The organism is Mesorhizobium sp. M7A.F.Ca.ET.027.02.1.1, assembly GCF_004022985.1.
GTDB lineage: Bacteria > Pseudomonadota > Alphaproteobacteria > Rhizobiales > Rhizobiaceae > Mesorhizobium.
Map to the genome: position 1 here is coordinate 1 of NZ_RZOL01000049.1, position 24,751 is coordinate 24,751.

20 protein-coding genes and 1 riboswitch are annotated in these 24,751 nt (G+C 63.5%); of the genes, 9 read left to right on the forward strand and 11 right to left on the reverse strand.

Annotated elements, in window-relative coordinates:
- The 5 genes from EN749_RS08445 to EN749_RS08465 all read right to left on the reverse strand — a co-directional run.
- A partial coding sequence (locus EN749_RS08445) for an iron chelate uptake ABC transporter family permease subunit (protein ID WP_245491306.1) occupies nt 1-1,287 on the reverse strand: 1,287 nt, incomplete at its 3' end.
- Nucleotides 1,280-2,158 carry an ABC transporter substrate-binding protein gene (locus EN749_RS08450; protein WP_128362926.1) on the reverse strand — a complete coding sequence of 293 codons (879 nt, stop codon included), beginning with the start codon at nt 2,156-2,158 and terminating at the stop codon, nt 1,280-1,282. The genes EN749_RS08445 and EN749_RS08450, both read right to left, overlap by 8 nt.
- 34 nt (nt 2,159-2,192) lie before the next feature.
- A complete protein-coding gene (locus EN749_RS08455) occupies nt 2,193-4,421 on the reverse strand; it encodes a TonB-dependent siderophore receptor (protein ID WP_245491308.1) in 2,229 nt (742 codons plus the stop codon).
- Nucleotides 4,422-4,557: 136 nt separating this feature from the next.
- Nucleotides 4,558-5,442: an AraC family transcriptional regulator gene (locus tag EN749_RS08460; RefSeq protein ID WP_164748641.1), complete on the reverse strand. Its 885-nt coding sequence runs from the start codon at nt 5,440-5,442 to the stop codon at nt 4,558-4,560.
- 126 nt (nt 5,443-5,568) lie between these two features.
- Nucleotides 5,569-6,924, reverse strand: a complete 1,356-nt coding sequence (locus tag EN749_RS08465; protein WP_127268594.1) for a glutamine synthetase family protein — start codon at nt 6,922-6,924, stop codon at nt 5,569-5,571.
- A 211-nt stretch (nt 6,925-7,135) separates the two neighbouring features.
- On the opposite strand from EN749_RS08465, the gene EN749_RS08470 reads away from it, so the two are divergent.
- On the forward strand, nt 7,136-7,642 hold the full coding sequence (locus EN749_RS08470; protein WP_127811080.1) for a hypothetical protein: 507 nt from the start codon (nt 7,136-7,138) through the stop codon (nt 7,640-7,642).
- Between the two features lie 84 nt (nt 7,643-7,726).
- On the opposite strand, the gene EN749_RS08475 is transcribed toward EN749_RS08470, so the two are convergent.
- Nucleotides 7,727-8,425 carry a GntR family transcriptional regulator gene (locus EN749_RS08475; protein WP_127811079.1) on the reverse strand — a complete coding sequence of 233 codons (699 nt, stop codon included), beginning with the start codon at nt 8,423-8,425 and terminating at the stop codon, nt 7,727-7,729.
- Between the two features lie 385 nt (nt 8,426-8,810).
- Here EN749_RS08475 and ftsZ point away from each other — a divergent pair, with 385 nt between their 5' ends.
- From ftsZ to EN749_RS08505, 6 genes are all read left to right on the forward strand, one after another.
- A complete protein-coding gene (ftsZ, locus tag EN749_RS08480) occupies nt 8,811-9,845 on the forward strand; it encodes a cell division protein FtsZ (protein ID WP_127270104.1) in 1,035 nt (344 codons plus the stop codon).
- 219 nt (nt 9,846-10,064) lie between these two features.
- Entirely contained in the window at nt 10,065-11,450 is a 1,386-nt protein-coding gene (locus EN749_RS08485) for an SWIM zinc finger family protein (protein ID WP_245482764.1), read from the forward strand.
- On the forward strand, nt 11,447-12,886 hold the full coding sequence (locus EN749_RS08490) for a DUF5691 domain-containing protein (RefSeq protein WP_128362922.1): 1,440 nt from the start codon (nt 11,447-11,449) through the stop codon (nt 12,884-12,886). The genes EN749_RS08485 and EN749_RS08490 overlap by 4 nt, the downstream gene beginning before the upstream one ends.
- Nucleotides 12,887-12,905: 19 nt before the next feature.
- Nucleotides 12,906-13,985: an AAA family ATPase gene (locus EN749_RS08495; protein ID WP_127398719.1), complete on the forward strand. Its 1,080-nt coding sequence runs from the start codon at nt 12,906-12,908 to the stop codon at nt 13,983-13,985.
- Between the two features lie 4 nt (nt 13,986-13,989).
- The gene (locus EN749_RS08500) at nt 13,990-16,239 is read left to right on the forward strand and encodes a DUF5682 family protein (RefSeq protein WP_128362923.1); all 2,250 of its coding nucleotides are present in this window, start codon (nt 13,990-13,992) and stop codon (nt 16,237-16,239) included.
- Complete coding sequence (locus EN749_RS08505; RefSeq protein ID WP_128362924.1) at nt 16,232-17,458, forward strand: VWA domain-containing protein; 1,227 nt, start codon at nt 16,232-16,234, stop codon at nt 17,456-17,458. Before EN749_RS08500 ends, EN749_RS08505 begins: the two co-directional genes overlap by 8 nt.
- A gap of 60 nt (nt 17,459-17,518) precedes the next feature.
- Here the strand turns inward: EN749_RS08505 and fba are convergent, their stop codons facing one another.
- The 3 genes from fba to EN749_RS08520 all read right to left on the reverse strand — a co-directional run bounded on the left by fba (nt 17,519) and on the right by EN749_RS08520 (nt 20,679).
- Complete coding sequence (fba, locus tag EN749_RS08510; RefSeq protein WP_013532928.1) at nt 17,519-18,583, reverse strand: class II fructose-bisphosphate aldolase; 1,065 nt, start codon at nt 18,581-18,583, stop codon at nt 17,519-17,521.
- Nucleotides 18,584-18,745: 162 nt separating this feature from the next.
- Nucleotides 18,746-19,219 carry a 6,7-dimethyl-8-ribityllumazine synthase gene (locus EN749_RS08515; protein WP_127397370.1) on the reverse strand — a complete coding sequence of 158 codons (474 nt, stop codon included), beginning with the start codon at nt 19,217-19,219 and terminating at the stop codon, nt 18,746-18,748.
- A 76-nt stretch (nt 19,220-19,295) separates the two neighbouring features.
- Nucleotides 19,296-19,443: riboswitch (FMN riboswitch) on the reverse strand.
- 66 nt (nt 19,444-19,509) lie between these two features.
- Nucleotides 19,510-20,679 carry an MFS transporter gene (locus EN749_RS08520; RefSeq protein WP_128288125.1) on the reverse strand — a complete coding sequence of 390 codons (1,170 nt, stop codon included), beginning with the start codon at nt 20,677-20,679 and terminating at the stop codon, nt 19,510-19,512.
- A gap of 49 nt (nt 20,680-20,728) precedes the next feature.
- Between EN749_RS08520 and EN749_RS08525 the strand changes: the two genes are divergently transcribed.
- A complete protein-coding gene (locus tag EN749_RS08525; protein ID WP_127320961.1) occupies nt 20,729-21,268 on the forward strand; it encodes an Lrp/AsnC family transcriptional regulator in 540 nt (179 codons plus the stop codon).
- 9 nt (nt 21,269-21,277) lie between these two features.
- Here EN749_RS08525 and mtnA read toward each other — a convergent pair whose 3' ends face one another.
- Together mtnA and mtnK are read right to left on the reverse strand one after the other, a co-directional pair.
- A complete protein-coding gene (gene mtnA, locus EN749_RS08530; RefSeq protein WP_128362925.1) occupies nt 21,278-22,372 on the reverse strand; it encodes an S-methyl-5-thioribose-1-phosphate isomerase in 1,095 nt (364 codons plus the stop codon).
- Nucleotides 22,369-23,643 (reverse strand): S-methyl-5-thioribose kinase, encoded by a 1,275-nt coding sequence (mtnK, locus tag EN749_RS08535; RefSeq protein WP_127398701.1) that lies wholly within the window; start codon nt 23,641-23,643, stop codon nt 22,369-22,371. The genes mtnA and mtnK overlap by 4 nt, the downstream gene beginning before the upstream one ends.
- A gap of 135 nt (nt 23,644-23,778) precedes the next feature.
- Here mtnK and EN749_RS08540 point away from each other — a divergent pair.
- Nucleotides 23,779-24,751 (forward strand): ATP-binding cassette domain-containing protein (locus tag EN749_RS08540; protein WP_145990891.1); only part of this gene is annotated, 973 nt, incomplete at its 3' end.

Sequence of the window (24,751 nt, forward strand, 5' to 3'; positions counted from 1 at the left end):
TGCCGACGCCAAGCACTTCGGGGCTCGCCAGCGGGTTGCCGGTGACCCGCTGGATGACGACGCCGGCGCCATGCTCGCGGCCGCCACGCCGATCCGCGGCGCGCGCCACGCGGCGAGATCGGTTAACAGGTCTCCCCCAGCAATAGTCCAGCCGTCCGGACCGCGCCCGACGACAAGCGCCACGGTGGCAGCGACAAGCGCCAGCGCAAACAGAAGCAGGATGATCAGCCAGGGCCGGCTGGCCTTGCGCGGTGCGGTACCATTCGAACCGAGATGCGGCCACTCGAAAAGGCGCAGCCGCGGCAACAGCCACAGCAGCAGCGGACCGCCGAGCAGGGCGGTGCCGGCGCCGGTCGGAATGCGTTCGCCACCGGAACCGGCGGCCAGCTGTACCAGCCCGTCCGTCAGCCACAGCAGCACGGCGCCGATCAGCGGCGCGGCGATCAGTTTTTGGCGCAGTGTGCGGGCGCCCGAAAGCGTGGCCAGCGCCGGCGCTGCAAGACCGATGAACCCGATGACGCCAACCTCTGCCGCGACTGACGTCGCCATCCACACGGCAAGCGCGATGATGAGAAAGCGGCTTGAGTGACGGGCGACGCCCAGGCCGCGTGCCGAGGCATCGTCGAGACCAAGAATGGTCAGCGGCCGCAGCAGCATCAATGCGGCAACCGCGCCGGCCAACAGCCTGACCGTCAGCGCGATGGTCGGCTCCCAGTCCTGCTGGACCAGCGATCCGCCGCCCCAGATGAACAGCGAAAACAGGTAATCGCCATTGGCGAGGATCAGTGCTGCGCTGACGGAACTGGCGGTCAGCGCCACCATCATCCCGGCGAGCATGACCGACACCGGCTCCAGCCCGCGCCGCCAGGTCAATGCCAGCACCAGCAGCACCGCGGCGATGCCACCGGCGAAGGCGACCAGGCCCTGCGACCGCTCCATCAGCAGCGGTGCGTAAAGCGAGGCGATCGTCATGGCCAGTTGCGCACCAGCCGAAATACCGAGCGTCGACGGTTCGGCCAGCGGGTTGCGCAGCACATGCTGCAACAGCAGGCCGGACAGGCCGAGCACGGCGCCGGCCAGCACCGCCACGGCGGCGCGCGGCAACGTGCTGTAGAGCAGGATGACACGATCGAGATCAATGCCGTCGCCCGGCGGCGCGGCCGGCCACTGCATGCCGACCCGCCATGCGAACAGGAGCGCTGCCACAGCCGCGAGGAGGCCCCACAGGGCGATTGGCAACAGCGCGGCACTCGTCGTGGCGCGGTGGCCGACTGCGCGCTCAGCCATGGCTTTGCCCGGCAATAGCTGCCGTCGCCAGGCGCGCGAAGCGGCGTGCCGATGGCAGGCAGCCAAAGTGGTTGACCGGCTCCAGGACGGCAACGCGGTTCTGGCGCACCGCCGGCAGAGCGTTCCACAAGGCATTTGTCGGAAGCGAACGCCCGACATCCGCCGGCAGTGGCGAAACGATCAGGATCGACGCCTCGGGCACGCGCGCCAGCGCCTCCAGTCCGACGGGTGCCGCCGCGCTGTAGCTCGTCTCGTCGGTCCATGCATTGACCAGGCCGAGAAGCGTCAGCACATCGCCGAACATGGAGTCGCGGCCAAAGGCGCGAAAATGCCTGCTATCGCCTAGGCTGATGACGAAGACCGGGCGCCCGGAAGCGCGCGGCAAGGTGCCGCGCAGCCGCGCGATTTCATCAGCGGTCTCATCGGCGTAGCGCTCCGCCTCGGCCTGCCGTCCCAGCTTTTCGCCCAGAGCCAGTGTCGCTGCCTCGGCGAGCACATAAGGCGGCACGCCGGCCTCGTAGACCGTTTGCGCAAACACCGGCGCGATGCGTTCGAGCATCGGGCGCTGGTATTCGTAGAAATTGGAGATCACGATGACATCAGGCGCGACGATGCGCAGCAGCTCGTAATTGGGCGCGCCGCGCAGCCCGAGATCGGCCACCGATTGGGGCACTGCCGGCTCGACCGCGATCTTGCGAAACTGGATCAGTTCGGTCGCCGCCACCGGCTCGATGCCGAGTGCCAGCAACGTCTCCAGCATGCCCCAGTCGATCGCTGCAACGCGTGGTGTAGCAGCCCTGGCGGCGACCGGTGGCAGCAATGCCGCGGCCGCCAGCGCAAGCACCTGCCGTCTGTTGGGCAGATGGATCATCACTGGCTTGTTTGGCAAGCTGTAACCAAGTCGACTACCAAGTCGTATGCGCCTTCAGCTTGAACGAGCGGCCTTCGCCATAGGAACAGGTCAGCGTCGTCTGGCAGCTCGACACATAGGTCTTGTCGAAGAGGTTAGTGATGTTGAGATCGATCCCCCAATTCTCCTTCTCGTAGCCGAGCTTCAGGTCGGCCAGCGTGACCGCCGGCACTTTGGCCGTGTTCTCATTGTCGGCCCACGAAGAGCCAACATAACGCAGGCCGCCGCCGATCGAGATGCCGTCATACCAGTCGCCGCGGAACGTATAGTCGACCGAGGCGGAAGCCATGACTTCGGGCACGATGAAGGGCGTTTTGCCGATCACCGAGATACCGGTATCGTCCTTGAATGCGTCCACGTCCTTGAGGATCTTGATGTCGTATGCGGTGAATGCGCCCGTCACCCGGAAGTCCTCGGTGATGTTGACCTTGCCTTCGAGTTCGATGCCCCGCGAGCGCACTTCGCCGGTCTGGATCTGCGCGAATGCGTCAACGTTCGAAGCCACATTTTGACGGGTGAGGTCGAAGAGCGACACGGTGAACAGGCCATCGACAAAGGTCGGCACATATTTGACGCCAACCTCGTATTGCTGGCCTGTCTCCGGCTTGAACAAATCGCCGGTCGCAGTCGTGCCGATGATCGGGTTGAAGAAGGTGGCAAAACTGACATAGGGGGTGACGCCGTTGTCGAATTCATAGGCCAGCCCAGCTCGCCCGGAGAAATCGCCGACGGTCTGGCTCAGATCAATGACCGGGAGACTGAATTTCTCCGTGTAATAGGTCGGGCGATTGTCGGCATCGAGCCAGCCGCGATCATATCGCCCATTCAGCGTCACCAGCCAGCCATCCCCGAAACGCAACTGGTCCTGCGCATAGAGGCCGAGCTGCTTCTGCGTCAGGTCCTGGTTCAGATAGCTGACACGCGGCGTCAGCGGCGAACCGTAGACGGGGTCGAACCCATCGATTGGCGGAGTAAGCCCAAATTCCGCCGACGACTGCACCTGGTCGATGTTGTAATATTTGTAGTCGATGCCGGCCAGCAGCGTGTGTTCGACTGGCCCGGTCTCCACCTTGCCCTCGATCTGCAGGTCCGACAGGAATGTCATCGCGTCGGTGTCATGGTCGAAATTGATGCGATCCAGCGCAGTGGGGCTCGCTGCAGGATTCGTATCTCGGGACCAGCCGTTGGGATAGACGCTGACTTCGTTGATGGAAGCGGCACTAAATCGAGTGTTGGAGCGCACCGTCCAGTCATTGTCGAATGTGTGTTCGAACTCGTAGCCTATCGAGCCCTGTTCCCGCTTGTAGAGATCGACGCTCGGCTCGGTGAAATTCGCATCCGGGTCGATGCGGCCATAATTCACGCCGTCCACAATGTGGTCCGTCACCGTCCCGCTATAGGGCAGGAAGCTGCCGCCATTGTGGTTTTCGTCGATGTGGCTGTAATTGGCCAGGATGGTCAGCGTGGTTGCTTCGTCCGGCTTCCACGTAATACTTGGCGAGATGAAGCCGCGCCAGCCATTTTGCAGGTCGCTGTAGGTATCGCCGCCGGCGACTTTGCCCGTCATCCGGTAGCTGACCGCGCCATCCTTGGCCACGTCGCCAATGTCGAAGCCGAGATAGACATTGCCTGCGTCGTTGACGCCGGTCTCGACATAGCGCGTGCGTTCGAAGTCCGGCCGCTTGCTGACATAGTTGACCAGGCCACCGGGATTGCTGCCGCCATAGAGCACGGAGGCCGGGCCCTTCAGCACCTCGATGCGCTCAAGCCCGAAACTGTCTACATAGAAGCCGCCGAAGCCGTAGCTGAACAGCTGCAGCCCATCCATGTAGGTGCCGGTGGCCGTCGCCTGGAAACCCCGGATGTACAGCCAGTTGGTGTCGCTGTCGGGGCCGAAGGGCTGCGCGAAGACGCCGGCCGTGTAGCGCAAGGCTTCGTCGGCCTTCTGTGCGCCCTGGTCGTCGATCTCTTGACGGCCGACTACCGACACGGATTGCGGGATATCCTTGATGTCGGTCGCCGTCTTGGAGCCGGTCCTGCTTTTTTTGGCGACGACGCCTTTAACCGGTCCGGTCGCGCCGTCGCCGGCCTCGCCCTCGACCACCACCGGTTCAAGCTGGGTGCTGGTTTGCACCGACTGCGCGAACGCGGCCATTGGCGGGATCATAGCGGCTGCGGCGACGCTGGCCGCCAGAAGCGCCTTCATCCGGTAAGTTCTGCTCATCAGGAAAGTCCCCGCCTGTCGACATTGAGATACTTGATCATTTATCTCAACTTATCTGCGGGTCATTGGACGGAATTGGGCAGTTTGTCCATTCTTGTCCAAACGAGGGACATCACGGTGTGATGTTGCGGAAATGTCACTGGCGACTGGTGCTCCTCATCCAGGCGCCGGGTGTCACGCCGACAATCGACTTGAACACACGCGTCAGGTGCGCCTGGTCGAAAAAACCCGTTGCCTCGGCGATGTCGCCAAGTGAAGCGGCGTCACGCGCCATCATCGCCTTGGCCCTGTCGACCCGCGCTTGCATCTGCCAACGATGCGGCGGCACGCCCGTCGCCGCCTTGAAGGCATGACTCATCGCGGTTTCGGACAGGCCGGTCAGCGCGGCGAGATCGGCAAGCCGGATCCTGTCCAGGCAATGCGCGTCGATGTAGTCGGTGACGAGGCGCAGCTTGCGGCGCGAGAGCGGCGACCGTCGCCTGGCGGTATCAGGCTGGTCTATCTGGAACAGGCTTGCGAACAAGGCATTGAGCAAGCCCTCGCCATAGAGATCATGCAGAGGCCGGTCGTTGCCGCATTCGGCGGCAATCATGCCGGCAAGCATGGCGATCCGGTCGTCGCGAAACTGGAAGCGCGACATCCGCAAGGCCTCGTGGTCAAGGCTGCGGCCGAAGCGGCGCGTCAGCGCTGCGGCGTCGAAATGCAGGTCGAGATGCCGGATCCGCCGTAGCCCCTCGACCCGGCCGCGGATCGGCACGCCGGCCGGTATGTAGGCCATGGAAAAAGCCTGGTCGTGGCGGCGCAATTCGCCCTTGGCGCCTTCGACGAAGAAAGCGCCGTCGCCATCCACATCGAGCGCGACGAACAGCCGGGGGTCGGGAGAGACGTAATAGCCTTCGGCCTTGTCACCGCATGAGACATCCCAGAGGTCGGCGACCACGCCGTCCCAGACATGCCATTTCAGATCGCCAATGACTGAAAAGCCCTCAATCCGGCTTTCCATGCGCGCAACGAAGGTCAAGTCCTGTGATCCCAACCATAACATGATAAAAACCATCATGTTTATGCCCGGTTAGCGACCCCACCGCAAGTGCTTTGCGGCTGCTCGAAAATCGGCCGGAACCAATACCGCTGGGGCCGTCAGGCCTCAAACACTTTCGAGGTATGTCTCGATTTCGAAATCGCTGACATTGAGCGCGAACGTGTTCAATTCCTGGCGTTTGCAGGCAACGAAGGAGTCGCGCAGGATGGCTGGAAAAATCTCCGCCACATGCGTCCCGCTCTCGAAGGCGGCGATCGCGGATGCCCAGTCCGGCGGCAGCTTTGCCGGCGGGAGTCCCTGGCCGTCGGTGCCGATCGGATCGCCTGGCGATATTTGTCTTTCAATGCCCGTCAGTGCGGCGCCCAATATGGCCGCTAGCACCAGATAGGGATTGGCGTCGGCTCCCGAAACGCGATGCTCGATGCGGCGCGCACCGGTTGGCCCGCCGGGAATGCGGATCGCCACCATACGGTTCTCATAACCCCAGGCGACTGCGGTCGGCGCATAGGATCTCGGGCGCAGCCTGCGGTAGGAGTTGAAGTGCGGCGCGAACACCAGCGTGCTTTCGGCCATTGCCGCAAGCAGGCCGCCGACCGCATGGCGCATGGTCTCAGAACCCTGGTCGGTGCCGTCATCGAAGACGTTGCGCCCTTCGCCGTCGATCAGGCTGAAATGAACGTGAAAGCCGTTGCCTGCGCGGTCGCCATAGGGCTTAGCCATGAAGCAGGCGGCAAAGCCGTGCTTGCGGGCAATGCCCTTCACCGTGCGCTTGAACAGCACCGCATCGTCAGCCGCCCGCAAGGCGTCCGCGACATGGTTCAGATTGATTTCGAACTGACCGACGCCGTTTTCGGCGATGGCCGTGTCGACGGGAATGCCTTGCGTCCGGCAGGCCTCGTAGACGTCATGGATGAAGGATTCGAAGTCGTCGATCTCGTCGATCGACAGCGCCGCGTCGGAATCGAGACGGCGTCCGGTCACCGGGGAGACCGGTCCGACCGGCCGTTGCGATTGCGGATCGACGAGGTAGAATTCGAGTTCCGTTGCCGCGACCGGGGTCAGGCCCAAGGCCTTGTAGCGATCGAGGATGCGGGCCAGCGCCCGTCGCGGGTCGCCGAGATAGGGCGCGCCGCTTTCGTCGGCCAGCCAGAGCGGGACAAGCGCTGTCGGATGCGCCGTCCAGGCCACCGGCAGAATGCCGCGCCCCGTCCACTGGCACAGTCCGTCGGCATCGCCGGTCGAGAATACCAGCGTGTTGCCTTCGATGTCCTCGCCCCACACATCGAGCCCGATCAGCGAAAAAGGCATGCGCAGCTTGCCTTCCAGCGCCTTTCTTGCCTGCTCGACGGGAATGCGCTTGCCGCGCATGATGCCGTTGAGGTCGCACACCGCGGCTCTCAGGCTCTGGATGTCGGTCCTGCTGTCAAGCCAGTTCAAAACGTCCGCAATTGCATCGCTCAATTTATGACCTCTGGTTTTCGAAGGTGCCGCAACCTGACCGGCTGCACTGTCCCTGATAAAAATAGCTTGTGAGTTTTAGGAAAACAAACTTGGCTGTCGCCAAGCGCTTTTCCTTATTTTTTCAAGTCACTAGCTGGGATGTCGGGAGGCATTTCAAAACCAAGTGCGCGATCTGCGATCGCAACATAGAGGCAAGAGGTCGGAAAGCCAAGTGGCATTCAAACTGTGGGTTAGTTTGAAATTCAACCTTCAAACAATCCCCTCGGAGTGTCATATTGTTGGCATGGGGCCGCTGACAGGCTGGGGTCAGAGCGGGCGAGGTGTGGCGATTGTGACTGATAACCACCCGAAGCGCCCGCGCCGCCAAGGCGAAAGCAGGAAAGATGAAGAACGGCGTTCTATTATCCGCTCACTGGTTGAGCTAGATCGGCCGGTTGCAGAGCTTGAAAAGCTTTTGGCGCCGCTTCCCTGGGACTATCCAACTGCGCTGGTCACGCTGACCTACGATCACATTCGAAGCGTTCTCTTGCGCTTTCTAGCCGGGAACCTCGAGGCGAAGGACGTCGAGGAATGGGCCGATCTTGTTGAAATGCGAGATGATATCGAGTTCGCAGAAGACCGGACGAAAGAGGTAGTCCATATGCTGTCCACGCCGCAAATCCACTTTCCTATCGACGGCCAGCTTGCGCGGCTTCTGCTATCGCCAATTTCGCACTGACTGACTACCGGCATTCGACGTTCTGGGTTCGCCACCGAGACAACATGGCTGGGCCTTCGATCGAACAATTGTCGCCCGGCGATTCTAGCTTCTCATCTTCGAAAATCTCGCCTGCTGCAGGATGTGCGAGGCGCCTTCGTCGATGTCGCGCACGATGGCGGCGCGGGCGCGCTCGCCATCCTGAGCCTCGATCGCCGCTACGACTTCCTCGTGAAAGTCAATGTCGAGAATGGAGGCGAGGTCATCCTCGAACCCCGTGGCGAGATTCCTGAGAAACGGGCCGACCTGCATCCATACGGTCTCGATCAGGAAGATCATCTGCTCGTTGCCGCAATGGCGATAGATCGAGAATTTGAAGTCGTGGTTCTTGCGCAGATAATCGTCGATATCGCCCTTGCGAGCCGCCAATGTCAGTTCGGTGGCGTGGCGTCGGATCGTGCGCAGATTGTTGCCGTTGATGCGTGTTGTCGCCAGCTCGGTCGCCGAGCCTTCGAGGATAGTCCGCACCGCGGTCAATTGCGAAAACCGGTCGGCCGATATTGCCGGCACTTCGACGCTGCCGTTCGGCATTGGGCTGAGCGCCCGCAGCGCTTGCAGCCGCATGAAGGCGCTGCGCACCGGCATGTCGCTGGTGCCGAGTTCCCTTGCGAGTTTTCGCGATGTCAGCTTCTGGCCCGGCGTGAACTGGCCGGACATCAGTGCTCGCACAAGCTCAAGATAGACTTTTTCATGCAAGGGAACGGTGTCGACGGCGGTCAACCCGAATTGTGTTTTGTCGGCCATCGGCGGGGCGCTGCTTCATCGGTTCAGAAATCTGTGCGGCCGGCTGGTTTCGCCGCTGGGGATTCTGCGTGGCCGAGCCCGGCGAGAACGCCGAAGTCAGCGACTTATCAAGCACATGATAGACGCTTCGATCGTTGCGCGGCAAGCGACGCGTCGCGCCAAGGCTCACGGCTTGATTGTCAGGCACACGGCGTCTCTGCCACGCTGTGCAAAACGGTCATCACAAATCTTGACCTCGCATGCACTTGCACCTCTGGCCGCTGTCTGGCTTTTTGGGCTACCCATCGCAACGGAGTGATTCGCATCATGCCACTCGATTGCAAGGTTTCAAGGCAGTCTGCGGGTGGGTCGTGAAGCGCGCGCAATTGGCGAAGGAGACACAGGCATGGCCGAGTTCAAGAAGCCCGAAATCTCCGAGATGAGACCCAAGATCACCGTGATCGGCGTTGGCGGCGGCGGTGGCAATGCCGTCAACAACATGATCGCGGAGCAGCTTCAGGGCACTGAATTCATCGCCGCCAACACCGACGCCCAGGCGCTGACCATGTCGAAGGCGACGCGGCTGATCCAGCTTGGCGCCCACGTCACCGAAGGATTGGGCGCCGGATCGCTTCCCGAGATCGGCCGCGCCGCGGCCGAGGAATCGCTCGACGAGATCATGGACCATCTGGCCGGCACGCATATGTGTTTCGTCACCGCCGGCATGGGCGGCGGCACGGGAACCGGTGCGGCTCCAATCATCGCCCAGGCGGCGCGCAAGGCCGGCATCCTGACGGTGGGCGTCGTCACCAAGCCTTTCGCCTTCGAGGGCAGGCGCCGAATGCAGATGGCCGAAGAGGGCATCGAGCGGCTGCGCGAGAGCGCCGACACGGTGATCGTCATCCCGAACCAGAACCTGTTTCGGATCGCCGATGCCAAGACCACCTTCGCCGATGCGTTCGTCATTGCCGACCGGGTGCTCTATGCCGGCGTCAGCTGCATCACCGATCTCATCGTCAAGGAAGGCTTGATCAATCTCGACTTCGCCGACGTCAAATCGGTGATGCGCGACATGGGCCGCGCCATGATGGGCACCGGTGAGGCCTCCGGCGAGGGTCGGGCGATGAAGGCGGCCGAAGCCGCGATCGCCAACCCGCTGCTCGACGAAGTGTCGATGAAAGGCGCCAAGGGCGTGCTGGTCTCGATATCGGGCGGCAGGGACATGACCCTGTTCGAGGTCGACGAGGCCGCCACCCGCATCCGCGAAGAGGTCTACGAGGATGCCGACATCATCGTCGGCGCCATCTTCGACAAGGGCATGGAAGGCCGCTTCAGGGTCTCGGTGGTGGCGACGGGTCTCGACCGTGCGTTTGGGGTGGAGGATGCCGAAGCCGGCATCGCCCGCGACCACGCCGGTCAGCCGGCACGCACGCTTCAATAGGTCGTATCGCGCGTTTATCCTCGCCAGGAGATAATTTCTCGGGGGAGACATCGCTGAATAGCAATTGCATTGCCGACGGATCAGATTGACTGGCGCAACTATTGTGTTCAGCTGTATCGATCTCGGTACCGCTGCTGCTACAAGAATCCGTCATAGACGGCCATCTATACTGGCTACCCGTATCGTTCGAGCGACGAGAGGCGCGGCTTGGAATTCGACTTGAAAACCATCGAAGCGCTTGCGCCCGATCAGGCGTCGTTGAGCGCCGCGTCCAGGTTGACCAGGCAATCGAACTGGCCACGGCTCGAAAAGAGCGATCAACTGGGGCTCCTCTGGGGGGAATGCCAGGGTTCCGGCTCCAATCCCTACCGTGTGGTCGTCGACACCGGCGACCATGGCTACAAATGCACCTGTCCGTCGCGGAAATTTCCCTGCAAGCACACTTTGGCGCTGATGTGGATTGCAGCCACCACGCCGGCCAGTTTTACCGCCGCAGGCTCGACCCCGGAATGGGTGAATGATTGGCTCGGCCGCCGCAGGAAGGTCTCGCCGCAGCCGGCGGCGCAAGCGCCCGGTGCGGGAGGCAAGAGCATTGGCGAGGCCTCGCGCGACGACGAAAGCGCTGATGTCGAGGACGCCGCTGCGGTCGAGCGCCGCGAGGCAGCGCAGCGCAAGCGGACGCTGGATACGCAATCCGCGGTGTCGGCGGCGTTGGATGAGCTGGATCAATGGATCGCTGACCAGTTGCGGCTTGGCCTGGCCGGTTTTGTCGACAACAGCAGTGATCGTTGCCGCCGGATTGCGGCACGGCTGGTCGACATGAAGGCGACAGCGCTTGCCGGCCGCATCGACGAGATTCCGTCACGGCTGATGGGGCTGCGCAGCGAGGAGCGCCCGGACGCGGCGATCCGCGAACTCGGCAAGCTCGTGCTGGTGGCCAAGGCCTGGCGATCGACACCAGGCGACGCCGAACTGAGGCGGCTCGTATCGACGTCCGAAAGCCGTGAGCAGGTTCTGGCCAATCCCGATGCCAAACAGGTCGAAAGCGTCTGGGAGGTGCTTGGCGAGAAGATCGAGTCGCGCCGTGACGGTCTCGTCAGCCATTCGACCTGGCTCCTCGACCTGAAGAGCGCGAGCCCGCAATTTGCTCTCTTGCTCGACTATTTTCCGGCCTCGGCCGGTCGCCGGTCGAACGCCTTCACACCGGGCGACCGGTTCGATGCCAGGCTGGTCTTTTACCCGGCACGCCAGCCGCTGCGGGCCTTGGTGGCGGACCGCAAGGGCGACGTCTCGACAGGTGAGTGGCCCGATTTCGGCTTTCGCACAGCCGATCCGCTCGCGGCGCATGCTGCTCACCAGAACACAGCCCCTTGGCTCACCGATTGTCCTGTCATGCTGCCGCCCGGCGCGATCCTGCTGGACGATCGGGGCGCTGCCTGGTGGCAAGCCGCCGACGATCCGCATGGTATCGCCTTGCCGATTGCCGACACCGTCAATCCAACGCTGCTTGGGCTGGACCTTATGGCAACGGCAGCACTTTGGAATGGCAGCCGGCTTGACCTGCTGGCAGCGCAAAGCGGTTTCGGGAGGCTTGACTTGTCGTGAACGAGATCGAGCAGACCGGCCTGGCGGCCATGCGCGACTGCTGGATCACCGGCGGGACCACCTTCGACCTGACTCCGGGCGCGTGGAAGGAGATCGCCGGCGGTGCCAGCCCCGACGAGCGCGAACGCCGGCTGCTGGCGATCGCCGCACAAGCTCTCGACATTGCCTTGCGGCCAGCCGCGCCGAAGACGCTGAAACGCCGCCCGCAATTGCCCGAACTCGCCTTGCCGATGCTGCCGGAACGGCTGCGGCCGCTCTTGCGAGCCGCGCTCAAGCATGCCGCCGACACAAGAAGCAAGTCGCGTGTGGTCACGCTCGTCGCCAGCCGCGGCTTCGTGCTGCATCCGATGGACTGGATGCCAGCCGCGTCGGATCAGAGCAGTCCGGACGTTTATGCACCCTGGGTCGACTGGCAGGCAGGCGCGGACGGCGAAAAACCTGCAAGCCAGGAGCATCTGACGGTGGAAAACTGGGATGACTTCTATCCCGCCGCACGCCGCACCGCGCTCGCCGATATGCGCCGCACCGCACCGGCTTCGGCTCGGCAACTGATCGAAACCAAGGCCTCCGGAGAGCCGGCGGAGATCAGGATTGCACTCGTCGACCTGTTGCGCTTCGGCCTGGGCGCCGATGACGTGCCATTCCTGAAGAGCCTCTCCGCCGATCGTTCCGGGAAGCTGCGCGAACTCGCTGGCCGGTTGCTGGCAAGATTGGGAGAGCACGGCTCGCCAGGCGATGGCGGGCCGGAAGCTCCGACGGCCGAACTCGCTGCCTTCATCGCTGAAGGCAAATCCGGCTTCATCCGCCGCCGCACCACCTACACGCCGGCAAAACTCAAATCGCCGGCGCAGGAAAGACGTCGCGCCGAACTGTTCGAGACCTGTAACCTGGTCGACCTCGCCACGCGCTTCGGCACCACCGAATCCGAGTTTATCGGGGCGTGGCAATTCGGCGCCGAGAGCAATGCCGATATCCTTGTTGCCCGAATGGTCGCCGCGTCGGGCAGCGACGCCGCGGTGACGCACATGGCGGATACGCTTGTCGCCGAAGGTGGCAAGCCCACACTCTTCGTCCTCCACCTCATGGCGCGTCTGGACAGCCGCAGGAAGCGTGTCCTGGTCAGGTCGATCCTGAAAGACACGCAACATCTCGGCGCGCTCAATCTGGCCGAGGGCCTCGAAGCAAGCTGGCTGGAATGGGCCGACCTGACAAACGGCCAGATGCTCCCGGCGCTTCGCTCCGCTGTTGCAGGAAACGATGACGCTGTGAAGCGAGGCGTCGACCAGCTTCTGGAAACTATGGGCTTTCTCGCCACGGCGGCGACGGCGGAGAAATTGATCGGAGACGTTGTTGCGGCCGGTATGGCGCCGGCGGCGCCGTCTCTCGGTCTTCTGCGGCTCAACGCGTCACTGGCCGAGCATCGAACCAACATATGATCAATCCGGAGAACAGCAAATGAACGCAGCCATCCGTCTTCCGGTCGAGCAGGCCTATGCCGCCGAATTGCAGGCGCTCTCGCGCAACGATGACCGGCAAAGGCCCGCCGGCTGGAGCCTGTCGCCCAAGGCCGTGTTGACCTACCTGCTCGGCGGAAAGGCTGACAACGGGACAGTGATAACGCCCAAATATGTCGGCCGGCGCCGGCTGATGGAAACCGCGGTCGCGACGCTCGCCACCGATCGCGCGCTGTTGCTGCTGGGTGTCCCCGGCACGGCCAAATCCTGGGTGTCGGAACATCTCGCCGCCGCCATCATGGGCGATTCGACCCTGATCGTGCAGTGCACGGCCGGCACCGACGAGAACCAGATCCGCTATGGCTGGAACTACGCGCAGCTTCTGGCAAAGGGCCCGAGCCAGGACGCGCTGGTGCCGACGCCGCTCTACCGCGCCATGCAGGACGGCAAGCTTTGCCGCCTCGAGGAGCTGACGCGCATGGGCTCCGATGTGCAGGACACGCTGATCACCGTGCTGTCCGAAAAGATGATGCCGATCCCGGAACTGAACACCTCGATCTACGCGCAGCGCGGCTTCAACATCATCGCCACCGCCAACAACCGCGACAAGGGCGTCAACGAGCTGTCCTCGGCGTTGAAGCGCCGCTTCAATGTCGTCGTACTGCCCTTGCCCGAAGACATGGCGGAGGAAGTGGCAATCGTCTCCAAGCGGGTCGGAGAGATGGCCGGCGGTCTCGACCTGCCGGTGCCGAAGAATGTCGGCGAGGAGATCGCGCGCGTGCTGACCATTTTTCGCGAGTTGCGCTCCGGCGCTACAGCCGACGGCAAGGTGACGTTGAAGACGCCGTCCGGTTCGCTGTCCACGGCCGAAGCCATTGCCACCATGGTCGGCGGCCTCAGCCAGGCGGCCTGGTTCGACAGCGGCAAGCTCGGCGCCGAAGGCCTTGCCGCCAGCCTCGTCGGCGCGATCGTCAAGGATCCGGTGCAGGACAAACTGGTGCTGGAAGAATATCTGGAAACCGTGCTCAAGAAGCGGCCAGACTATGCCGGCTACTACGCGGCCTTGAACGCGGCAATCTGACGCCATGGCGCTCAGCGACGTTTCCTATTTCGGCATACGCCATCACGGGCCCGGCTCCGCCGACAGCCTGGTGCAGGCGTTGCAGGAGTTGAAACCGGTCGCCGTGCTGATCGAAGGACCGGCCGACGCCAGCCCGCTGTTGCCGTTGCTCGCCCGCCCCGAAATGCAGCCGCCGGTGGCGCTGCTCTGCTATCCCGAAGACGATCCGGCCTCGACAAGCTTCTGGCCCTTCGCCGAATTCTCGCCGGAGTACCAGGCGACGCTCTGGGCCGTCGCCAACAACGCAGCAGTGCGCTTCATCGATTTGCCGTCGTCAGCCCGCACTGCGCCGATTGAGGCCGTGGGGGAAACCGAGAGCGATGGAACGGAAGCCAACGTCGAGGCTGACTTGGCGCCGCATCTGCGGGACCCGATCGGAACGCTGGCACAAGCTGCCGGCTATGAAGATGGCGAAAGCTGGTGGTCTGATATCATCGAGCAGAACCCGCAGCCGGGTCCAATCTTCGCGGCAATAGCCGACGCGATGACGACGCTGCGGGACGGCGAAGGTCCGCTTGCGGCGTTTGAGGCGAAACGCGAAGCGCATATGCGGCTTGAGATCGCCGCCGCGCGAAAGGAATTCGATGGGCCGATCGCTATCGTTTGCGGTGCTTTCCATGTGCCGGCACTGCAGGCGACGCGACCGCTGAAGGAAGACCAGGCGCTACTCAAGGGGCTCGCCCGCCGCAAAAGCATGATGACCTGGGCGCCATGGACGGGGCCGCGCCTGGCGCTGGGCTTCGGTTATGGCGCCGGCGTTGTCGCGCCCGGCTGGTGCAAGCATCTGTGGCAGACGCGCGGGCAAGGCGACTCCTCGGTCCTGTGGCTGGCGAAGATCGCGGCGGTCCTGAGGGCGAAGGGGCACATGGTCTCGACCGCCTCGCTGATCGAAGCCGAACGGCTGGCCCGCACGCTGGCTGTGATCCGTGAGCGGCCAAAGCCCGGTTTCGAGGAATTGCGTGACGCCGCGATCGCCGCCCTGTTCAACGGGGAAGCGCTGCTGTGGGCGCTGGTCGAAGCCGAATTGCTGCTGGGCGCCGATGTCGGTGAAATTCCGCCAGACACGCCGCTCGCGCCGCTGATCGAGGACCTGCAACGCAACCAGAAAGCAGCGCGGCTGAAGCCCGAGGCGCTGGAGCGCGAATTATCGGTCGATCTGCGCAGCGAGAGCGGGCTGTTTCGGTCGACCTTGCTGCACCGGCTGTCCGTGCTTGGCGTGCATTGGGGCAAACTCACCGACAGCGGCCGTAGCCGCGGCACCTTTCGCGAGCGTTGGACGCTGTCGTGGGAACCTGAATATGCCGTTCGACTGGTGGAGAACCTGGTCTACGGACCAACCATCGAAAAGGCGGCCAATGGCCGGCTGATCCAGATGATCGGCGCGGCAACGTCTCTTGATGCGATGGCCGCACTGGTCCAGGGCGCCATCACGGCAAACCTGTCGGAAGCGTCGATCGCCGGTCTCGCGGCCTTGGAGGACCGGGCAGCCCGCAGCAGCGAATGCCTGGAAATCCTGACATCGGTGCCGCCGCTCGCCGACATCATCCGCTATGGCGAGGCTCGCAAGACGGAAACCGCCCGTCTGTCCGGTCTGCTGGAGCGGCTGATCGTCGAAGGCGGGATCGCGCTCGCCTATGCCGCCCGCGACCTCGATGCCCAGGCATCCGCGACGCTGGTCGGCGCCATGCGCAAGGCCGACGAAGCGATCAGTCTGGTCGAGCCTGAACAGGACGTGCTGGACGCCTGGCGCAATGGGCTGGCTGCGGTCCTCGATGGATCGCGCTCGACGGCGCTGGTGGCAGGCTGTGCCGCGCATCTGCTCTACGAAGCCGGCCATCTGTCAGCCGACGCGGCAACCGGTCTGATCGCACGACGTCTGTCTCCAGGAACGCCGGTCACCGAGGCTGCAGGGTTCTTCGAGGGTTTCTTCAGCACTGCCGGCCAACGGCTGATCTACGACGAGGGCCTGCGCGGTGCGGTGGATGCCTGGCTCGCATCCCTCGACGAAGACGCCTTCATTGCGCATCTGCCGTTGCTGCGCCGGGTCTTTTCGCATCTGGACTCGATGGAGCGGCGGCGGTTGATCGAAGCGGTGCTCGGCCGCGCCGCACGCCTGCCTGCCGGACTGACGCCGACTCCGGATGGCGGCGAAGCGTGGCGCCGCCATCTTGAACGGCTCGGACCCTTGCTGACGGGCGGGAGCGGCAATGGATGACGAGGCTGAAATGAGCGAGCCAATCCAGGCCGGCGACGGACGGGAGCGCCGCTGGCGCCTGGCGATCGGTGCCGATGAGGAAACCTCGTCAGCGCTGTCCGACACCGACAAGCGGCTTTCCGCGGCGCTCGATGCGCTTTACGGCGATGGTGCCGGCGATGCGGCTGCCGATCCGCGCAAGCGGCGCGGCGGCCTCGGCCGCTCGGCGCCAAGGGTGGCACAGTGGATGGGCGATATCAGATCGTTCTTTCCCGCACAGGTCGTCCAGATCGTCCAGAAGGATGCCTTCGAACGGCTCAACCTGAAGCAGATGCTGATGGAGCCGGAATTCCTCAAGGCGGTCGAGGCCGACGTCAATCTCGTCGCCGACCTGATTTCGCTGCGCTCGGTCATGCCGGCCAAGACCAAGGACATTGCGCGTACGATCATCGCCGATATCGTCGCCAAGCTGATGCAGCGGCTGGAGCAGAAGACAGCCGAGGCGATCCGCGGCGCGGTCGACCGGTCGCAGCGCACCAACCGCCCACGTCAGCGCGACATCGACTGGCCGCGTACGATCTCAGCCAACCTTCGCCATTACCAGCCCGAGCACAAAACCATCGTGCCGGAGAAGCTGGTCGGCTTCATGCGCAAACAGCGAAGGCTGGTCGACCTGGATGAGGTGGTGCTGTGCGTCGACCAGTCGGGCTCGATGGCAAGCTCGGTGATCTACGCCTCCATCTTCGCCGCGGTGATGGCTTCCCTGCCGGTCGTGCGGACCAAGCTTGTCTGCTTCGACACGGCCATCGTCGATCTGACCGAGGAGCTCAGCGATCCTGTCGAAGTCCTGTTCGGCGTGCAACTGGGCGGCGGCACCGACATCAACCAGGCCGTGGCCTATTGCGCGGACCGCATCGAACGGCCGACCAAGTCGCATATGGTGCTGATCACCGACCTTTATGAGGGCGGCAACGGGCAGGAATTGCTGCAGCGGCTTGCTGCACTCGTTCGCTCCGGCGTCAACGTCGTGGTGCTCCTGGCGCTGACCGACCAGGGCAGGCCAGGTTATGACCCGAAGATGGCAGGCTCGGTGGCCGCCCTCGGTATTCCGGTCTTTGCCTGCACGCCGGATTTGTTTCCAGACATGATGGCGGCGGCATTGCGTCGGGAAGATATCGGCGCATGGGCGGCTGGCGCCGATATCAAGCTGGTTCGTGCCGAGGCCGAGACTCCGGAGTAAAACAGCCGTCGCCAGAGCTGCCAGGATGCTTCTGGCAGCTCTGGGAAAAATGGCTGGAGCTCAGCCGAACTTCGGGTCGAGGCTGCCCGACTTATAGCGCTTGGCCATTTCGGCGACCGGCAGCGGCTTGATCTTCTGCGCGTTGCCGGCGGTGCCGAACTGTTCGAAGCGCTCCTTGCAGAGCTTGCGCATGGCGGCCATGGCTGGTGTCAAATATTTGCGTGGATCGAACTCGCTCGGGTTCTCGGTCAGCACCTTGCGGATCGCGCCGGTCAACGCCATGCGGTTGTCGGTGTCGATGTTGATCTTGCGCACGCCGTGCTTGATGCCGCGCTGGATTTCCTCGACCGGCACGCCCCAGGTCGGCTTCATCTGGCCGCCATATTTGTTGATGATCTCCTGCAGGTCCTCGGGCACCGAGGACGAGCCGTGCATGACCAGATGCATGTTCGGCAGCCGGCGGTGGATCTCCTCAATGACGTTCATGGCCAGCACCGCGCCGTCGGGCTTGCGCGAGAATTTGTAGGCGCCATGGCTGGTGCCCATGGCAACCGCCAGCGCATCGACATGGGTGTCCTTGACGAACTCGACCGCCTGTTCCGGATCGGTCAAAAGCTGGTCGTGGCTGATGGCGCCTTCGACGCCGTGGCCGTCTTCCTGCTCGCCGCCGCCGCTCTCCAGCGAGCCGAGCACGCCGATCTCGCCTTCGACGGACACGCCGCCCCAATGCGCCATGTCGACGACGCGCTTGGTGATGCCGGAATTGTAGGCGTAGTCGGCCGGCGTCTTGCCGTCTTCCTTAAGCGACCCGTCCATCATGACCGAGGTGAAGCCGTACTGGATAGCGGTGACGCAGGTGGCTTCGTTGTTGCCATGGTCGAGATGCATGCAGACCGGAATGTCGGGATGGATTTCGACCAGCGCGTCGATCAGCTTGGCCAGCACCACGTCATTGGCATAGGCGCGGGCGCCGCGGCTGGCCTGCAGGATGACCGGCGACTTGGTCTCCTCGGCGGCCTCCATGATGGCGAGGCCCTGTTCCATATTGTTCATGTTGAAAGCGGGCACGCCGTAGCCGTATTCGGCGGCGTGGTCGAGCAATTGTCTCAGTGTTATGCGAGCCACCCAATAGTCTCCCGTATCTGGTTTCAAGCGCAACGTCGCGGGCCGGCCGGTTGCCGGTCGGCCCTTGATGCTTCTGGCGGGATTTCAACGGAACCGCAACCTTCAGAGCTCTTCTCGATCGCAATTCTTGTTGCAGGGCTGAAATCCGGCCGTTTTGGTGACTTAAGCCGCGATCAACTCCCGCGCCGCCAGGAGTTGCACGCAGGCGTTCGCCGCTTCCTTGCCCTTGACCGTGAAGTGCTCAAAGAAGAAGCGGTGGTGCTCGGCGCTGTCGTGGTAGTTGTGCGGGGTGAGCACCGCCGACAGCACCGGCACGCCGGTCGACAGCTGCACGTTCATCATGCCGTCGATGACAGCACTTGCGACGAATTCATGCCGGTAGATGCCGCCATTGACGACAAAAGCGGTGCCGAGGATCGCGGCATAGCGGCCGGTCTGGGCCAGGGTCTTGGCATGCAGGGGAATTTCATAGGCGCCCGGCACGTCGAAGATGTCGACAGTGAAGTGCTCGCCTCCGATGTCGGCCAGTTCCGTCTCGAAGGCCTGTACGCATTGGTCGACGATAGCGGCATGCCAGCGCGCGCGGATAACGGCGATGCGAGTCTTTTCGTAGTCTTTATGGGAATGCTGATTCATGGGTCCATCCTTCCGTTTCGAACCAGAATCAGGACGCACGATACGGATTAAGCCCGCGAAAAGCGGGCCGGCTTCCGTTCGTTCTCTTCCATCCGGACTGTAACCGTCGGCTCCGGAATCACACCGGATCTGCTGACCTTTCCGATTTTGCCGGAAAGCGCTCGCGGGCTCAGGCCGAAACCTTTACCGCCGGTGGGGACTTTCACCCCGCCCTGAGAACATTAACAGCTTTGTATGAAAGGGCAGGGCGCTGCTGTCAACCGTGAGAAGGTTGGGCCAAGTTCGTTCGATTATCGCGTGCGCCACGCCGCCGCCGATGCGGCGATCAGCATCAGCAATGCTGCGACCATTGCGCAGGTGGCAAAACCAAAGCTGGTGTAGAGCGGCCCGAAGCTGGTGGTGCCGACAAAGACCGCTAGGTAAGTCACCGCGCTGTTCAGGCCCATGATCGTGCCGCGCCGCGACGGATCGAGTGCAGACAGGCGCATCACCAGGACATTCAGGCCGAAATGATTGGCCAGTCCCCAGATGGCCACCATGGTCAAGGTCAGCCCGAAACTGCCGCTCGTCGCGGCCATCGCGACGTAGACCACCGCAACCAGAAGATAGGCAAACGGCATGACGCGCCGCGCACCCAGTCTGTCGATGACGCCGTCGAGCAGAGCAGCGGTGCCGAAGCCTATACCGTAGGCAAGCGCCGCCAGGCCATTGGCGCTCACCGGCTGTCCAAGCCCGACATGAAGATGGTCGCCGAGATAGCCATAGACGCCGTAGAAAGAAGTCATGAAGGCGGCGCACGCGACCAGCAGCGGCAGGATTCCGGGAATGCCGAGCGCTTCCAGCGGGGCGGGCGCCGGTCCGGCCTTCCTGGTGTCGCTGAGCGACGTCGCCGTCAGCCCCATCCATGCAAGGGCCGCAAGCACCGCGACCGCTGCGAAAACGGCGCGCCAATGCACAAGATCGGCAAGCACGGCCGAAAGCGAAACGCCGGCCACCATGCTGAGCGTCCATCCGGTCAGCACGACGCCGATCGTGCCGCTCTCCCTGCCCGGTGGGGCGATGGCCGCGGCGCTGGCATAGATCGCGGGCATGGCGATGCCGGCAGCGATGCCGGCGAGTAACTGTGCCGCGACCAGCATGATCACCGTGGGTGCGACGGCACTTGCAACCAGCGCCAGTGCCAGCAGCAACAAAGCCCCCTGCAGCATCCGGCGGGCGCCGAGCCGGTCGATGTAGCGGGCCAGGAACAGGGCGCTTGCGGAGGTGCCAAGGCCGAACGCTGCCGCCGCAATCATCACGGCCGGCACGCTGGTGCCGAACGACGAGGCGACAGCCGGTGCAATCGGACCCAGCACTAGCGAGTTCGAGCCGATGACGGCGATGCAGCCCGTCAGCAGATAGGCAAGCGCCGGGATCGGGGCTCGGGCAGTCAATGGCGCAACTTGATCAATGTTCGACATATCAGCATAATGGCCGTATTCTATTCAGCGGAGAACCAGGAATTTCGCCATGGATGAAGAAACAGATGGCATTCTGCAGAACAGGCCCGCGGCCCGCGATCTCGACGCGATAGACCGAAGAATATTAGGTGTCCTGGTCGATGACGCCACGATCAGCTACGCCGAACTCGGCGATCGCGTCGGCTTGTCGCCACCCGCAGCGCATGAGCGGGTCAAACGGCTCCGTCGCAGCGGCGCCATCCGCAACACAGTCGCCATAATCGATCCCCGGGCGGTGAAAAAGCCTTTGCTTGCCTTTGTCCATATCGACACCAGGGGCTGGGGAAAGACGCCGGAACTGATGGCGGTCTCCCAATATCCCGAAGTCGAGGAGATCCATACGGTCGCCGGTGATACCTGCATGCTGCTGAAGGTCCGCACGGAAGACACCAGAGCACTCGAAGGCCTTTTGGCGCGCCTGTACGAAACGCCGGGGGTCACCTCGACGCGCAGCTATGTGGTGTTATCGACCTATCTGGAGCGGCCGGTGCAGCCGGGCATTACCGAGACATGGCCGACACCGAAGCATATGGCCGAGCCTCTGTACTAGGGACGTGGGCTACGCCCGCTCGGGGAACATCGCCTTCAATCCCTCGCGCGATGCCTTGGCAACGCCGCGCTCGGTGATCAAGCCGGTGACCAGCCGCGCCGGCGTCACATCGAAGGCCGGGTTGGCCGCAGGCGTCGTCTCCGGCGAAATGCGCACCTGGGCAATCTCGCCGGCGGCGGTCTTGCCCCAGACCAGCGAGACCTCGTCGGCCGAGCGCTGCTCGATCGGGATCTCGGCCAGTCCGTCATGCACGGTCCAGTCGATGGTCGGCGACGGCAGTGCGACATAGAACGGCACATCATTGTCGGCGGCGGCGAGCGCCTTGAGATAGGTGCCGATCTTGTTGCAGACATCGCCGTCGGCCGTTGTGCGGTCGGTGCCGACGATGACCATGTCGATTGCGCCGCGCTGCATCAGATGGCCGCCGGCATTGTCGACGATCAGTGTGTGCGGCACGCCGTGCCCGGCCATCTCCCAGGCGGTGAGCTGTGCGCCCTGGTTACGCGGCCGCGTTTCATCGACATAGACATGGACCGGAATGCCGGCTTCTGTGGCCAGGTAGATCGGCGCCGTGGCGGTGCCGTAGTCGACCGTGGCCAGCCAGCCGGCATTGCAGTGGGTCAGGATGTTGACCGGTTCGCCCTTCTGCTTGCGCGCCGCGATCGCCTTGATGATGGCAAGACCGTTCTCGCCGATGGCGCGGTTGAGACCGACATCTTCGTCGGCGATCTCACTGGCCCGCCGATAGGCAGCTTCGGCGCGCTGTTCCGATGGCACGGGGCGCAGGAAGCGCCGCATCTCGTCGAGCGCCCAGCGCAGATTGATCGCCGTCGGCCGCGTCTCGTGCAGGGTCTCCCACACGGCATCGAGCGCTGCATCCGACGGATCGTCAGCCATCTGCATGGCGACGCCGTAGGCAGCGGTGACGCCGATCAGCGGCGCGCCGCGTACCCACATGTCGCGGATGGCGGTGGCGATGCCGTCGACCGTGCCGATCGTCTCGATGCGGAAATCGTGCGGCAGCCAGCGCTGGTCGATGATATCGACCGAACGGCCGTCGTCGCTCAGCCAGATGGTGCGATAGTGGCGGTCGCCGACGTTCAAATGCTGCTCTCCTGTTCGATCAGCGCGGCCAGTTGGTTGACCTCGTCGATGCTGTGGATCTGGCGCCGGTTGACGGCGAGGTGACGGCCGAATTTCAGCGCCTTTGCCTCACAACTGGCGCGCAAATCCTCATCGGCAATGGTCTCGAAATCGGCATTGTGGGCGAGGCCGAGGATGCGCCTGTGCACCTCGATGCCGGCAAAGCCGAGCAGATCGGTCCACATCTGGTGCAGAACATGGTCGAGCGCCTGCTCGGCACCGAGCTTGTCGCCCTGATCCTCGAACAGGCTCTTTTGGTAGAGCATGCCGGAGCGCTCGGTGCGCCATAGATGCGAGAATTCGGCGCGGAACACTGACCATGTCTCGACCGTCACACCGAGCATATAGGCGCGCATGGCGTCGCGCTTTCCCTCCTCCTCGTGGCCGCGTTGCGAGAAGAACGACATCCAGAAATTAGCAAGCAGCATGCCGACGTCGAAAGCCATCGGGCCGTAGAAGGCGAACTCCGGATCGATCATCCGGGTTTCGCTGTCGGTGACCATGATCGAGCCGGAATGCAGATCGCCATGCAGCAGCGTTTCGGCATTGGCGGCGAAGATGTGCTTCAGCCGCTGCGCCTCGACCTTGAGGTCGCGATCGGCGCGCAGATCGGCGACCAGGCCGTCGAGCTGCGGCGAGGTGTGCCGGTTCATCTTGGCGTCGAAATAGGGGTCGGAAAACACCAGGCTCTCGGTGATGTCGCAGAGCTCGACATTGTCGGCGAACAGCGCCAGATCGGCCTTGCGGTCCTTGGCGGCCATATGGAGGTCGGAGCCGCGAAACAGCGTCCGGGCCATGAACAGGCCGATATCCCGGGCAATGTTCGGCAGCTGGCGGCCGTCGATCAGGGCGCGGCGCAGGATGATGTGCGGCGGCGCAAGATATTCCATGATGATCAGCGCCTGGCCTTCATCGAAATAATGGATCGCCGGCACCGAGCCTGGCGCGCGCGCCTCTTGCCTGGTCAGCGCGTGATATTCGAAGAAGGAGCGCTTCAACGGCAGCGGCCAGCTGTCGCCGACCAGGCGAACATAGGGCAGGGCCTGCTTGACCACGGCTGCACCGCTGGCGCCCTCGACAATGAACACCAGGTTGAGATTGCCGTCGCCGACCTCGCGAACCTTCCAGGCGCCAGTGTCCTTGCCGATCTTCGCGCATAGCGCCTCGTTGCCGCCAAGGCGTGCAGCCAGGGTTTCGACCGATAGTGCTTCGAACGGCAATTTTTCAGTCATCGTCATCCTCCCGCTTATGCGCTCCGAACATAACGGAGGCGTGGCGGCTGGGCCAAGCTAGGAAGCGATCTGGCAATTGTCAATCGTGTTGACAATTGCCGATGCAGCCCATAGCGTCATGTCAGGGAGGAACGCATGGTCGGCAATGCCGTGTTCCGCGTAGAGGGACTGAGGAAATCCTTTGGCCATAACGAGGTGCTAGGCGGCGTCTCGGTCGAATTGCATGCCGGCGAAGTCACCGTGCTGATGGGCGCCAACGGCGCCGGCAAATCCACCCTCGTCAAGATCATCTCCGGTGTCTACGAACGCGGCGGCGGCACGATGGCGCTCGCCGACCAGGATTTCGCACCGAAAACCCCGGCCGAAGCGATCCGCGCCGGCGTCGTCACCGTGCACCAGAATATCAACGACGGTGTCGTCGCCGACCTCGACGTCGCCACCAACCTGACCCTCGACCGGCTGAGCGGCAGCGGCGCGCCGGCCCTATTCAACCCAATGCGCGTGCGGCGGGAGGCCAAGGCGGTTGCCGACCGCATGGGGCTGGCCATCGATTTGAAGGCGCGGGTGAGCGATCTGTCGCTGGCCGATCGCCAGATGGTGGCGATTGCCCGCGCGCTGGCGCACAAGCCGAAAGTGCTGATCCTCGACGAGCCGACCTCATCGCTGTCCAGCGCCGAGGCCGACCGGCTGTTCGCGCTGATCGACAGGCTGCGCGAGCAGGGCGTGGCGATCCTCTACATCTCGCATCGTATGTCGGACATCAGGCGGCTGGCCGATCGCATCGTCTCGATGCGTGACGGGATCATCTCAGGCATTTTCGACAAGAAACCGCTCGACTATGAAGGCGCGGTCAACGCCATGCTCGGCCGCAAGATCCATCTCGACCAGATCGTCGTCAGGAATTCGGCCAAGGGAGTCCTGACGATCGAGGGTCTGCGCATTGCGCCGGGCGCCCGGCCGATCTCGCTGACGCTCGGCGACGGCGAGGTCGTTGCCATCACCGGCCTCGTCGGCGTCGGCAAGACGGCGCTTGCCGAGACTCTCTTTGGCGTGCGCCAGCCGCTCGCCGGCACAATGACGCTGAACGGCAGGCCTTATGCACCTGAAA

Bases quoted from the DNA above. Each gene is read 5' to 3' on its own strand.
- EN749_RS08450 (WP_128362926.1), bottom strand. From the start codon at position 2,158: ATGATCCATCTGCCCAACAGACGGCAGGTGCTTGCGCTGGCGGCCGCG.
- EN749_RS08455 (WP_245491308.1), bottom strand. From the start codon at position 4,421: ATGAGCAGAACTTACCGGATGAAGGCGCTTCTGGCGGCCAGCGTCGCC.
- EN749_RS08475 (WP_127811079.1), bottom strand. From the start codon at position 8,425: ATGGCCGACAAAACACAATTCGGGTTGACCGCCGTCGACACCGTTCCC.
- ftsZ (WP_127270104.1), top strand. From the start codon at position 8,811: ATGGCCGAGTTCAAGAAGCCCGAAATCTCCGAGATGAGACCCAAGATC.
- EN749_RS08495 (WP_127398719.1), top strand. From the start codon at position 12,906: ATGAACGCAGCCATCCGTCTTCCGGTCGAGCAGGCCTATGCCGCCGAA.
- EN749_RS08500 (WP_128362923.1), top strand. From the start codon at position 13,990: ATGGCGCTCAGCGACGTTTCCTATTTCGGCATACGCCATCACGGGCCC.
- EN749_RS08505 (WP_128362924.1), top strand. From the start codon at position 16,232: ATGGATGACGAGGCTGAAATGAGCGAGCCAATCCAGGCCGGCGACGGA.
- EN749_RS08515 (WP_127397370.1), bottom strand. From the start codon at position 19,219: ATGAATCAGCATTCCCATAAAGACTACGAAAAGACTCGCATCGCCGTT.
- EN749_RS08520 (WP_128288125.1), bottom strand. From the start codon at position 20,679: ATGTCGAACATTGATCAAGTTGCGCCATTGACTGCCCGAGCCCCGATC.
- EN749_RS08525 (WP_127320961.1), top strand. From the start codon at position 20,729: ATGGATGAAGAAACAGATGGCATTCTGCAGAACAGGCCCGCGGCCCGC.
- mtnK (WP_127398701.1), bottom strand. From the start codon at position 23,643: ATGACTGAAAAATTGCCGTTCGAAGCACTATCGGTCGAAACCCTGGCT.